Origin of the sequence: Pseudostreptobacillus hongkongensis, assembly GCF_001559795.1 — a bacterium.
Taxonomy (GTDB): Bacteria; Fusobacteriota; Fusobacteriia; order Fusobacteriales; family Leptotrichiaceae; genus Pseudostreptobacillus; species Pseudostreptobacillus hongkongensis.
The window spans coordinates 1-13,076 of sequence record NZ_LOHY01000083.1 but is presented as its reverse complement, the minus strand read 5'-3'; the positions used below and the strand labels follow the sequence as shown (position 1 = coordinate 13,076).

General features: G+C 24.7%; 16 protein-coding genes. 7 read left to right on the top strand and 9 right to left on the bottom strand.

The features are described from left to right. The first annotated feature begins 171 nt into the window (after nucleotides 1-171). From yajC to smpB, 6 genes are read left to right on the top strand one after another with little or no spacing between them, the layout of a single operon-like run. A complete protein-coding gene (yajC, locus tag AYC59_RS03375) occupies nucleotides 172-435 on the top strand; it encodes a preprotein translocase subunit YajC (RefSeq protein ID WP_066895207.1) in 264 nt (87 codons plus the stop codon). An 11-nt stretch (nucleotides 436-446) separates the two neighbouring features. After that, nucleotides 447-1,514, top strand: a complete 1,068-nt coding sequence (locus tag AYC59_RS03370; protein WP_066895205.1) for an N-acetylmuramoyl-L-alanine amidase family protein — start codon at nucleotides 447-449, stop codon at nucleotides 1,512-1,514. Between the two features lie 3 nt (nucleotides 1,515-1,517). Further along, nucleotides 1,518-1,970 (top strand): hypothetical protein, encoded by a 453-nt coding sequence (locus AYC59_RS03365; RefSeq protein ID WP_066895202.1) that lies wholly within the window; start codon nucleotides 1,518-1,520, stop codon nucleotides 1,968-1,970. 8 nt (nucleotides 1,971-1,978) lie between these two features. Then, nucleotides 1,979-2,548 (top strand): bis(5'-nucleosyl)-tetraphosphatase (symmetrical) YqeK, encoded by a 570-nt coding sequence (gene yqeK, locus AYC59_RS03360; protein ID WP_066895201.1) that lies wholly within the window; start codon nucleotides 1,979-1,981, stop codon nucleotides 2,546-2,548. Next, a complete protein-coding gene (locus tag AYC59_RS03355) occupies nucleotides 2,545-4,398 on the top strand; it encodes a ribonuclease R family protein (protein WP_066895199.1) in 1,854 nt (617 codons plus the stop codon). Before yqeK ends, AYC59_RS03355 begins: the two co-directional genes overlap by 4 nt. Further along, nucleotides 4,398-4,838 (top strand): SsrA-binding protein SmpB, encoded by a 441-nt coding sequence (gene smpB, locus AYC59_RS03350; protein ID WP_066895197.1) that lies wholly within the window; start codon nucleotides 4,398-4,400, stop codon nucleotides 4,836-4,838. The genes AYC59_RS03355 and smpB overlap by 1 nt, the downstream gene beginning before the upstream one ends. 15 nt (nucleotides 4,839-4,853) lie before the next feature. Here the strand turns inward: smpB and AYC59_RS03345 are convergent, their stop codons facing one another. The 9 genes from AYC59_RS03345 to AYC59_RS03305 are packed head-to-tail and all read right to left on the bottom strand — an operon-like array spanning nucleotide 4,854 to nucleotide 12,125. Then, entirely contained in the window at nucleotides 4,854-5,315 is a 462-nt protein-coding gene (locus AYC59_RS03345) for a COG2426 family protein (RefSeq protein WP_066895195.1), read from the bottom strand. Nucleotides 5,316-5,322: 7 nt separating this feature from the next. Continuing rightward, on the bottom strand, nucleotides 5,323-6,060 hold the full coding sequence (locus AYC59_RS03340; RefSeq protein WP_066895193.1) for a diacylglycerol kinase: 738 nt from the start codon (nucleotides 6,058-6,060) through the stop codon (nucleotides 5,323-5,325). Continuing rightward, nucleotides 6,057-6,524 (bottom strand): rRNA maturation RNase YbeY, encoded by a 468-nt coding sequence (gene ybeY / locus AYC59_RS03335; RefSeq protein WP_066895191.1) that lies wholly within the window; start codon nucleotides 6,522-6,524, stop codon nucleotides 6,057-6,059. The genes AYC59_RS03340 and ybeY overlap by 4 nt, the downstream gene beginning before the upstream one ends. 10 nt (nucleotides 6,525-6,534) lie before the next feature. After that, nucleotides 6,535-7,455, bottom strand: coding sequence for a magnesium transporter CorA family protein (locus tag AYC59_RS03330; protein WP_066895189.1), 921 nt, complete (start codon nucleotides 7,453-7,455; stop codon nucleotides 6,535-6,537). 8 nt (nucleotides 7,456-7,463) lie between these two features. Further along, a complete protein-coding gene (locus tag AYC59_RS03325) occupies nucleotides 7,464-8,444 on the bottom strand; it encodes an aspartate-semialdehyde dehydrogenase (RefSeq protein WP_066895187.1) in 981 nt (326 codons plus the stop codon). Continuing rightward, a complete protein-coding gene (gene dapF / locus AYC59_RS03320; protein WP_066895185.1) occupies nucleotides 8,441-9,208 on the bottom strand; it encodes a diaminopimelate epimerase in 768 nt (255 codons plus the stop codon). Before dapF ends, AYC59_RS03325 begins: the two co-directional genes overlap by 4 nt. Further along, nucleotides 9,208-10,071: a 4-hydroxy-tetrahydrodipicolinate synthase gene (gene dapA / locus AYC59_RS03315; protein WP_066895183.1), complete on the bottom strand. Its 864-nt coding sequence runs from the start codon at nucleotides 10,069-10,071 to the stop codon at nucleotides 9,208-9,210. The genes dapF and dapA overlap by 1 nt, the downstream gene beginning before the upstream one ends. After that, a complete protein-coding gene (locus tag AYC59_RS03310; RefSeq protein ID WP_066895181.1) occupies nucleotides 10,071-10,913 on the bottom strand; it encodes a hypothetical protein in 843 nt (280 codons plus the stop codon). The genes dapA and AYC59_RS03310 overlap by 1 nt, the downstream gene beginning before the upstream one ends. A gap of 9 nt (nucleotides 10,914-10,922) precedes the next feature. Further along, nucleotides 10,923-12,125, bottom strand: coding sequence for an aspartate kinase (locus tag AYC59_RS03305; protein ID WP_066895179.1), 1,203 nt, complete (start codon nucleotides 12,123-12,125; stop codon nucleotides 10,923-10,925). Nucleotides 12,126-12,318: 193 nt separating this feature from the next. On the opposite strand from AYC59_RS03305, the gene AYC59_RS03300 reads away from it, so the two are divergent. Next, complete coding sequence (locus tag AYC59_RS03300; RefSeq protein ID WP_066895177.1) at nucleotides 12,319-13,053, top strand: toxin-antitoxin system YwqK family antitoxin; 735 nt, start codon at nucleotides 12,319-12,321, stop codon at nucleotides 13,051-13,053. Nucleotides 13,054-13,076: the final 23 nt, after the last annotated feature.

Sequence of the window (13,076 nt, the reverse complement as noted above, 5' to 3'; positions counted from 1 at the left end):
GATACCGCCTATTTTTATCTAAAAATTTTTTCAAATTTGAGAATATATTATTACTTATAAATCAAGTTAATAAAGTAAAAATAAAGGAAGTTCAAGTGAAAACTTTATAGATTTTTAAATATCTTTATGGTATAATTAGTACATATAAATATATATGAAAGGAATAATAAAATGTCAAATATATTATTAGTAACATTTATATATTTAGTAGTAATTGCTTTACTTATAGCACTTAATTACTATTCAAGTAAAAAAAGAAGAAATAAAATTGAAAATTTATTAGGAAATTTAAAAATTGGTGATAGAATAATTACTATAGGTGGTATCTATGGTAATATAGAAAAAATTAATGAAGATGGGACTTTATTAATTAAAGTTGATAAAAATTCACATTTAACTATATCATTAAGTTCTGTTTCTGAGGCAGTTAAATAGGAAGGTGTATAATGTTTGGTAAAATAAAAAATAGGATATTACTATCTGCATTAATCTTCTTCCCTCTTTTATCTTACTCATTAAAATTAGAAGATGTAAGTTATAGGGATGGTGAATTTACACTTACTTTTGACTCTAAAGTACGTGCACCTAGTGTTAATAATAATAAAATAGCAACAAATAATATTGATTATAACATTCTTGATATAAACTTAAAAAATACCACTATATCAGATTCTGTTGCTAAAAATATTGATATCGATGATAATTATTATAAAAATATAGTTATAAATAACATTTCAAATAATAACATAGGTATTTATACTTATTCTCAATATGGATATACCTCAAAAGTTACATACAATGATAATGTTATTAAAATTAATCAAGTAAAAACTAATGTACCTAAAAAAATTAGTAGATTAACTAAAAAGCAGTTAACTATTGTTTTAGATGCTGGTCATGGTGGACATGATTCTGGTGCACGTGGATTTGGAAGAATGGAAAAAGAAATTGCCCTGCAGGTAGTACAAAAAATAGCAAAAAATTTAGAAAGAGATCATAAAATTATTCTAACTAGAAAAGATGATACTTTTATAAGTCTAAGTGAAAGACCAAAAATAGGAAATAGAAATTCGGCAGACTTATTTGTAAGTGTACACTTAAATGCTGGTGCTGCTACTGCAAACGGATCTGAAATTTTCTATTTTTCAAAAGAAACTAATCCATATACTTCAAAACTTATAGAGTATGAGGAAAAACTTGATGAAAATCAAGCTAAAAAAGTAAGTCTTGTTAATCAAATTTTAGGTGATTTCTTTATAAGTAAAACTAAAGAAAAAAGTGCAAATATTGCAGATTTAATACTTTCTAAATATGTTAAAGCTATGAAATTTAGAAGAAGAGGTGTATTTGGTGCAAACTTTGCAGTTCTTCGTGGAAGTGAATCAGCCAGTATTTTAATAGAATTAGGATTTATAACTAATGAAAGTGATTCTGCAGTACTTGCAAGTGATTCAGGACAAACAAAAGCATCTATAGCTATAGCTGATGCAATACGTGAAAATTTTGAGGAGTAAAATATGAAAAAAAATAAATTGTTAATTTTTCTAGTACTTCTAGCTTTTTTAAGCGTAGTTTTTTATGCAAAAGATAATTTCTTTAATAGATATTCATCAAATGATAATATAACTACTGTAGAAGAACAAGAATCTTCTATTTCTATATATATGTATAATAGTCAAAATAAGAATTATGATATTTCTAAAGTTGACAAAAAAGACTTAATAATAGATGAAGGAGATTATATAGAAGAGATTATTAAATTAAGCCCTTTTTCAAATAATAACTATAAATTTTTAGCAGCATATAACATTAATAGAAATGATAAAAATACTTTAATTGTTAAATTAAATTCTGCTTTTTCAAAATTAGATTCTAAAACTATGAATAATTTTGCAAACTCTGTTAAAGAAACTCTTAAGAATAATTTTGAAAATTTAGAAGATATTATTATTGAAATTGATTCAAATTAGGAGGATAAATGGAAAATTTTGAATTTTATGAGAAAACTCAAAAAGCTCTAATCCCAGAAAAAAGATATAATCATGTATTAAGAGTTAGAGACAAAGCAATAGAATTAGCAAAAATATATAATGCGCCTATTGAAAGTGTTGAAATTGCAAGTTATTTCCATGATTTAGCTAAAAATTTCAAAGATGAAGATGCTCTTAATATTATAGATGATAAATATAAATATATTTTTGAAAATGGTTTTAATATTAATCAAATACTACATGGTTTTGCTGCTGCTGACTATATTAAAAAGAATTTTAATATAACTGATGAAGCTATACTCGATGCTATTCGTTATCACACAATAGGAAGATCTAATATGACATTAATTGATAAAATTGTATATTTAGCTGATGCTATTGAAGATGGTCGTGATTATCCTGGTGTAGATGAAATTAGAAATCTTGCAAAAACTAGTCTAGAGAAAGCTATACTGCTTGAATTAGATATTAAAATTAAACATTTAATAGATAAAGAATCTCTTATCCACCCTAATACTATCGAGTTAAGAAATTCTTTAATCAAAGAGGTAAAATGAACAAAATATTAACAACAAAGTTTATATACAGGTATCAACGTATAGCCTTTGTTTTTACAGAAGATGATAAAAAAATTACAATTCAACCTAGAAACTTTAAAGGAGCTTTTGATGGCGACACTATAAAAGTTGCAGTTGATTTAAAAACTCAAACAGGTAAAGTTCTAGAAATTATAGAAAAACAAAAAGAGCCCTACTACGGTAGGGTTATTCGTGTTTGGAAAAATAAGATACTAGTTCAACTAAATAGAAGTGATATATTAGTAAGATTACCTAAATTAAATGATTTAAATGTTAATGATTTAGTTTCTGTTAAAATAAATAATACTACTATAAAAGATTATAAAAGTATAAGTGCTGAATTAGTTAAAAACTATGGTAATATAAATAATTCAGAAAATGTATTTAATAATATATTAGATAGGTCTAATATACCAACTTCTTTTTCTAAGGATATTAGAAATGAAGCTATTAAAATAAAAAGACCTGTTATAGAAAAGGAATTAGAAAATCGTATTGATTTAAGAGATAAGCATACTATCACCATAGATGATATTACAGCTAAAGATTTAGATGATGCAATATATCTTGAAAAAGATGATAATTTCTATACCCTATGGGTATCTATAGCTGATGTTTCCCATTTTGTAAAAGAAAATTCTCTACTAGATAAGGAAGCATTTAATAGAGGAAATTCAGTATATTTAGTTGATAAAGTTATACCTATGTTTCCTAAAAAACTATCAAATAATTTATGTTCTTTAAATCCTAATGAAGATAAATTATGCTTTACTATTAAACTTAAATATAATCTAAAAGGTAAATTAATAGAAACAGATTTCTTTAAATCAATTATTAATTCAAAAGAAAGATACTCATATGATGAAGTAAATAATATATTTGAAACAAAATCTAATAAATTACCTATGCTTCATGATATGCTTGAACTTTCAAAAATGTTAAGAAATAAAAAAAATAAAAAAGGTATGATAAACTTTGATATTCCAGAAATTAAAGTAATACTTGATAAAAATAATCAAGTTTCTGAAATTAAAACTAGATCTTCTGGTCTTGCTGAAAACCTTATAGAAGATTTTATGATTGAAGCAAATAAAGCTGTTGCTGAAAAATTATTTTGGCAAGAACTCCCTGCTATTTATAGAGTACATGAAACACCTAGTTATGATTCACTTTCTGAATTAAATAAAAAACTTAATTTACTTGGATATAATATTAAAAATATACAAGATATTAAGCCAAGTAAAATGTCAAAAATAATAAATAGTAGTAAAGATGGTGAAAAATCATATTTAATCCATAAACTGATATTAAGATCTATGATGAAGGCAAAATATCATAATAAAGATTTAGGACATTTTGGTCTTGCACTTGATCACTATTTACATTTTACTTCTCCTATTAGAAGATATTCTGATTTAGTAGTACACAGAATGTTATACTACTCTATTACAAATTATAGAAATCTTGATCTAAATAAATTAGATACTAAATTTAAAAACATTGCTGAACATATTTCAAATACAGAAAGAATTGCTGAAAGACTAGAAAGAGACTCTATTAATTTAAAACTTCTTGATTACATGAAATCAAAAAAAGGAAAAATTATGCAAGCAATGATATCTGGAATAAAAGGTTCTAAAGTATTTTTACAACTTTCTAATAATATAGAAGTATGTTCATATATTGAAAATTCACCAAACTATACATTTAACGAAGATTCTATAATATCAACTAGTGATAATAAAGAATATTTTATAGGTGAATATGTAAATATACGTATATTAAATTTAGATTATGAAAGAATAGAAATTACTTCGGAGGTAATATAATGCAAATACTTGCTAATAATAAAAAAGCCTACTTTGACTATTTCATTGAAGATGAATATGAAGCAGGTATAGAACTTAAAGGAACAGAAGTTAAATCAATTAAATTAACTAAAGTTAGTATAAAAGAAAGTTTTGTTAGGATAATAAAAAATGAAATGTTTATTATGGGGATGTTTGTTTCAAATTATTCTTTTGGTAATATTAATAATGTAAATGAAACTCGGGTTAGAAAGTTATTATTACACAAAAAAGAAATTTCAAAAATACATGAAAAAACTAAAATAAAAGGATATACTATTGTCCCTCTTTCAGTATACAATAAAGGGGGAATTATAAAAGTTAAAATTGCTCTTGCTCGTGGTAAAAAGAATTATGATAAAAGAGAAAGTATTAAAGAAAGAGATATTAAAAGAGATATTAATAAAATGACACTTCATTAAGAAGTGTCATTTTTATTAAATAGCTTTAATAGCAAATGTTAATATAGATACTATTATTGCTGCACCTATGACTCCTAAAGATATAGCTAAAAAACTTTTCTTAAAATCTATATCTAATATTGAAGCTGCAAGCATACCTGTATATGCTCCTGTTCCTGGAATTGGTACAGCTACAAATAATAATAAAGCTATAAATATACCATTTTTACTTTTTTTTATTAATTCTTCACCGGCATTATGCCCTTTTCTTAATACATAAGAGAAAAATTTTCCTATAAATTTCTTATCTTTACCCCAATTTAATATCTCTTTTGCAAAATAATAAACTAATGGCATAGGTACTAAATTACCTATTATAGCAAATAATAGACTAGGTATATATGGTAAATTATATATCTGTGAATATGGTATAGCTCCTCTTAATTCTATTATAGGAATAGCTGCTATAATAAATATTTTAATATAATTTATTAACATACACACCTCACAATACTATTTTCCCAAATTTATATAAAATCTCAAGTATAATAAATGTTACCCCAAATCCTATCAAACTTCCTACAAATACTTCACTTAGCGTATGTATCTTTGACTTAATTCTACTTTGAGCTACAAGTAAAGCCATTATAAATACTAAAACATTAATTCTAGGACTTTTACTTATAAACCAAACTATAGTAAATATAGAAAAAGCAAGTGCAGAATGTCCACTAGGCATTCCTCCTTCAAGAGCAGTTCCTTTATTTAAATATGCTTTTATTGATATTACAATTATAAAAATAATAGCAAATATTATTAAACTTAAATTACCAACACGACCAACTAGTTTTATAAAGTTATCTCCGTTAAAATATATTGCAAGTAATCTATCATAAAATATTAAATATCCTACTCCTACTGCACCTATTGTACTTACTAGTACTGATCCAGACGCAACATCTTTAACAAATTTAGCTATATCATGATATTCTGGTGATACTAAATCAACTATTTTTTCTATAGCTGTATTTACAAGTTCAGCAAATATTACAAGTGTTATCATAACAATAATTAACATTATTTCAAATTTACTAATATCTATTATTAAACTTAAAACTAATACTACAAATGCTCCTAAAAAATGATATCTCATATGAGCTTCACTTTTTAAAGCTGACTTTATCCCTTCTATAGCATAGTTTAAGCTTTCTATTTCAGATCTTTTATTTTCTTCTTGCTTCATAATTCCCTCGTATAATTAAATTTAGTCAAGTAGAATTCTTCCTTGCTACGCATTTTAATTCTATCTTCTTCTTCTATATGATCATAACCTAAAATATGCAATAAGCCATGACATAATACATAATAAAATTCTCTTGCCTCACTATGATTATAGCTATTAGATTGTTCTATTACCCTATCTAGTGATATAACTATATCACCTATTACTTCAACTGGTCCAAAATTTTCTGTTTCATTGTATGCAAAAGATATTACATCTGTAGGCATATCTTTTCCTCTATATTCCTTATTTATTTGTTGAATATTTTCATTATTAGTTATTAAAAGTGAAATATAGTAATCATTTTTAGCATATTCATCTTCTTTTTCTCCTGAAACTATATATTCAGCAAACTCTTTTATTTTATCCTCATCTAAATATTCCTTATCATTTGAAATATCATAGCTAATATCTATATCTAACATATCTCACTCCTTATTTAAAAAATTTATTTTTCCAAAATAGTATAACTGTTATTATTGAAAATAACAATGATATTAAAATTACATATATATATCCATTAGGATTTTCTTGAAATGGTACAGGAGTATTTATTCCCCAAAATCCATATATTAAAGTTGGAATTGTAAGAACAACTGTAAATGCAGTTAAAAATTTCATAGTTTTATTTAAATTATTATCTATAACTGTAGAATATGTAGATTTTTCTTTATCAATTATAGTTAAAGCAATATCTGACATTTCTGTTGCTTGTTCTAACTCTATAATAATATTTTCTAATTTTTCAATTTCTATATTTAATAAATCATCTTTTTTCCTTTTAATAGAATTTAATGCCATTAAATTTGTTTTTAAAGAACTAGTTAAATAAGTCAACCCTTGTTCTAAATTTAAAAGTTTATATATATCAGTATTTTTATTATCTTTAATAAAAGATTTCTTTATTTCATTTCTCTCTTTATGAATAAATTTTATTTTGTCATGATATATAAATGAAAATTCATATGACACTTCTAATATTAAATGTAATATACTATCGTATACCTTTTTATGAACTATTTTATACAATAAATCATTTAACTCATCATAATCATCATTATCGGTAATAAAAGTATACACATCATTATATTTTGTAATAAAAACTATGGGAGTTGTTGCAATAGATCCTATAAAATTATCAAAATATGGTATATCATAACAAAATAATTGAATATTTCTAGATTTATCATTTTCAAATCTAGCACTTTCATCAACATCTATTGCATATTCTAAAAATCTTTTAGTTATAAACTCTTTATTTATTAATTCCTGCTTATCTTCTTCATTAATAGATATAATATTATACCAATCTATATTTTCATTATTATTTAATTTTAAAATTTCTTTTCTAATCATAATTTATCCTATAAAAATAATTCTAATATTTGTACTGTATTAGTTGCTGCACCTTTTCTAATATTATCTGATACTATCCAAAGATTAACTCCATTTTTAACTGATTCATCTCTTCTTATTCTTCCAACATAAACTTCATCTGTTCCTTCTGCATTTATAGGCATAGGATAGATTTTATTATTTACATCATCTTCAACAATTACATTTTTTGTATTTCTTAATATTTCTTTTAATTCATTTAGGTCAAATTCATTTTTAAATTCAACATTAACAGAAATAGAATGTGAATATCTAATAGGTACTCTAACACAAGTTGCACTTATTCTTAATTCTGGTAAACTTAAAATTTTACGTGTTTCATTAACCATTTTCATTTCTTCTTTTGTGTATCCATTATCTAAAAACACATCTATATGTGGAATTAAATTAAATGCAATTTGATAAGGGAAATTTTGTGACTCTTCTCCATTTAAATTTCTATCTAAATCTTTAAGTCCATTCATCCCTGCACCTGAAACAGATTGATAAGTAGAATAAATAACTCTTTCAAGTCCATAAGCCTTATCTAATGCTTTTAAAACTGGCATACATTGTATAGTTGAACAATTTGGATTTGCTATAATACCTTTTTTAATATCATTAATAGCTTCTGGATTTGCTTCAGGAACTATTAATGGAACTTCATTATCCATTCTCCATGCACTTGAATTATCAATTACTATGGCTCCATGTTTTGCAAATTTAGGTGCAAATTCTGTTGATATTGAACCTCCAGCTGAAAATAGTGCAAAATCTATATCATCTTTAATATTTTCTTCTTTTAGTTCTATAACTTCATATTCTTTACCTAAAAATTCAATTTTTTTACCAGCTGATCTTTTAGAAGCATATAAATACAACTTATTAAACGGTATTTTTCTTTCTTCTATTACTTTTAAAAATGTAGATCCAACTAGACCAGTTGCCCCAACTATAGCTAAATTTTTCATAACATTACACTTCCTTTAAATAAATATTCACTTTTACCTGTCATATATATACTATCTGATAATTCTATATCTAAATTACCTCCTAAAAGGTTAACTTTCACATTATTATCAGTATAATTATAGTAATTTGAAATATAGGCCGATGCACATGCACCAGTTCCGCAAGCTAAAGTTAAACCTGCTCCTCTTTCATAAGTTATAACATCAATATTATCTCTACTCTTTATATTTACAAAATTTACGTTTGCATCTTTTTCTTTCTGTATTAAACTACCATATTTAATAACAAATTCTTCATTTAATTCATTCTTATCAACAAATATTACTATATGGTCAGTCCCAGTATATGTATAAGAATAACTAAAAGTTCTATCTAAAATCTTAATTTCATTATTAAATGAATCTTTTGTTGAAACTCCCATATTAACTCTAACTTTAAATTCTTCATTTTCAACTTTATACTCTATATGTTTAATCCCAGATTTAGTGTCTATATCAATACTATTTCCTTTTATTAAATTGTTATTATATAAATAATGCGTATAACATCTAATTCCATTACCACACATAGGTGCATAACTTCCATCTGAATTAAAAAAAGTCATATAATATAGGTTATCTTTTTGGGTTAACTTAATTAAACCATCTGCACCTATACCAAATCTTCTATTACATAATTTAATAACATCTTTAACTGTAACATCATAGTCTGTTATTATAAAGTCATTTCCTATACCTGTATATTTTTCAAATTTCATTTCCATTAAATTAAACCTTTTCCTTTAAATAAGTCTCTTAATTTACTTTCAGTATTTTCTGAAGCACTTAAAAGAGGTTCTCTTACATTATCATTATCTAATATATTTAAAATTTTCATAGCATTTTTGATAGTTACAGGATTTCCTTCAATAAACATATTTTTATGTATATCATACATATATTTATGAAGCTCTAATCTTTCTTTACCATCTAATTCAAAAATATCTGCAACTTTTCTAGGTAAAATATTTGCTGTAACTGATATTACACCAACACATCCTACTGAAAGCATAGGTAATATTAAATTATCTTCTCCTGAAAGTATAGCAAAATCTTTAGTGTTATTTGCTATTTCTATCATTTGTTCTATACTTCCTGTTGCTTCTTTAATTCCTACTATGTTTTCTACTTTTGAAAGTTCTATAGTAGTACCTGCCTCCATATTTATACCTGTTCTACTTGGAACATTATATAATATTACATCAAGACCAACTTCTGCAATTTTTTTAAAATGATTAATCAATGCTCTTTGACTAGGCTTGTTATAATAAGGTACAACAGATAATACTGCATCAACTCCTAAATTTTTACATAATTTTGTTAAATAAACAGCTTTTTCAGTTGAGTTTGAACCAGCCCCTGCAATTACCTGTATTTCTCCATTTGCTTCTTCTATAACTGTTTTTATAGTTAAAATATACTCTTGTTCACTTAATGTTGCAGCTTCTCCTGTAGTACCGCAAACAACTATTCCACGCGTACCATTTTCTTTATGAAATTTTACAAGCTCTTTTAATTTATTTATATCTACTTCTAAATTATCATCAAAAGGCGTAACTATTGCAACATAACTTTTTGAATATTTCATTATTTTTCATCTCCTAAAGATCTTAATGTATAATCTATAAAATTATTTATTCTCTCTAAACTTAAGTTTTCTTTTAACTTAGTTTCATTTATCTTTTTCTTAAGTAATTTAAGTTTTTCAGCATCCTTTATATTAAAATAGTAGTTTGCCTGCATTAAATGAGTCATCATTAATAACTTAGTTTTATACTTTTCAAGTTCAGGATAAAATTTCGAATTTATCTTTCTTATATCCTGTCTTACCTTTATTATATCATCTTCACTTATTTTAGTTGGATTACTTAAAGATAAATATAGCAACCTATTATATTTATTTAATGGATAGTTAGGGAACTTAACTTCCATATCTGATATAATTTCTTCCATTTTAGAATAGTTATTTTGCAATAATTCTATACTTAAAAATATTTCATCTGACAAATATGTAGAATTTGCTGTTTTTGCAATCCATGCTTCATTGTGTGAATTTAAAAAATCATCTTTACTTAAATTTACTATAGAAATATAGTTAAAAACTGTATCATTTACACTTTCAATTTTATCACTAAAAGTTTTCAAATTATTTTTATCTATATCAACATCGCTAGCTATTATTAAAGATAAATTTTCTAAAAAATCTACTTCTTCTTTTTTTAAGTTATTAGTCATAGCTTTATCTAAAAAATCAATAAAATCAGATTTTTTAGGATAAGTCTTACTATCTATTTTTGATGATATAATTTTTATTTGTTGTTTTTTATCTATATTTTTATAATCATCAGCATTAATAACAGCTGTATTTATAGCATTATTAGGCAATGATATTACAGATAAAAATATTGAAAAAACTATTGTTTTTTTCATTCTACCACCTTATAATTCAAATTTTTCTGCTAATAATGTAGCAACCTTATTTCCTATACTTTCTTCAACAACTAAAGAAATTGTAATTTCTGATGTTGAAATTTGATGGAAACTTATATTATTTTTAGCTAAAACCTCAAATACTTTAGCTATTGTTGTATATGAAGTTGCAAGTCCTATTCCTACAAGTGATACCTTAACCACATTAGGATTAATTATTACATTGTAATTTTCATCTAATTCTTTTATCATTTTATTTAATGATTGTTCATCACTACGTGGTGTTGTAAATGCTATACTTCCATTTTCAGCTATCACATCATTTTGACTTATCATATCTATAGTTATTCCATATTCACTAGCTTTTTTAAAAATTGGATAAAGATTTTTAGCATAAGTCGGTATATTATCTATAGTTACCATTAAAGTATTTTTATTAACTGATATTCCTCTTATTTCTTTTTTTTCCATTATTCTCTCCTTAAATGTTATAACAGTTCCGTCTTCATTTCCTAATGTTCTTCCTACGAATATTTCTGTACCATATTTAAACCCTAGTTCTACAGCACGTGGCTCCATAACTCCAGCTCCTAAATATGCAAGTTCCATCATTTCTTCATAAGATATATAGTCTATTTTTTTAGAATTTGTATATATTCTTGGATCTATAGTATATACTCCATCAACATCAGTATATATTCTACATTCAGCTCCTAATGAACATGCAAGTGCAACAGCAGATGTATCTGATCCACCTCTTCCAAGTGTTGTTATATCACCTTTTTCATTAACTCCTTGAAAACCTGCAACAATAACGATTTTATTTTCTTTTAAATGCTGCATTATTACTTCATTATTTATACTTTCTATAGTATTTTTAGTATGTAGCCCTAATGTTTTAATCCCTGCTTGTTCTCCTGTTAGAGATATCGCATCTTGACCTAATTCCATTAATGCAATTGAAAGTAAGGCTATTGTTTGTTGTTCACCTGTTGACATTAATCTATCTAATTCTCTTTTATTTGGGTTATTTGTAATTTCATTAGCAAGTTTAATCAAACCATCTGTTGTTTTACCCATAGCTGAAACAACTACCACTAAGTCTTTCCCTGTTTTTTTTACCTCAATTAAATGTTTAGCAATGTTTATAATCTTTTCAGTTGTAGCAACTGAAGAACCTCCATATTTATGTACAACAATATTTTTATTCATTGTCACTTCTCCTTGTTTATTTTACATTTATTTTATCATATTTTTGAATAAAAGTATATATTTTACTTATATTTTAAGTAGCTTCAAATCTAATTTTTTATATTTTCATATTTTTTTATTTTTTATTCTTCCTTTTATAATTTTTTGAGATATAATATATTAGAAGTATATATTTTAGAAAGCGGTGATTTAGATGAAACAATATTTAGGATTGGACAATACACCAGTATTAAATGGACAATACAAATTATTAAAATCAATTGACTACTTAACAGAACTTATAGGAATTGCAAACTATAAAAATGGTATTTTAGATGGTGAACAATTTAGACTTGATAAAGAAGGATTAATCATGGATATAGATATCTATGAAAATGGTAAATTAATTGAACAAAAAAATAATGTTAAATCTGATAGATTTGTTGATACTGTTGGCGATGAAACTAAAGGTGTAAAAAGAACTGGTAAATATATTCTATTTACACATAATGAAACATCTATATTTACTTTAAAATCAGGAATGTTTGAAGGCGCAAAATGGATATATCATGATAGTGAAAATATAGATAAACCTATTCTTCTTTCAATAGAAAATTTTGTAGATAATCATCATGTAGGAGAACAAGTATTTTTCCATGAAGATGGTAAAGTTATGTTAATTGAATATTATGCATCAGAAAATTCTTCATTACCTGAAAAATCAACTTGGTTTGATTATGATGATAATGGTAATCTTCTTTCTGAAAGAAACTTTAGAAAAAACAAAAAAGATGGTAGACATATATTCTATGAAAATAATCGTTTAATTAAAGATATTTCATATAGAGAAGGTAAATTATTTGGTCCATCAATTTACTATAGAGAAGATGGAACTAAACTTATTATAGATTATGAGTTTGGATTTAAAGTAGGAGAAAGAATAGAGTAATATATAAAAGAGGCTGTTGCAAT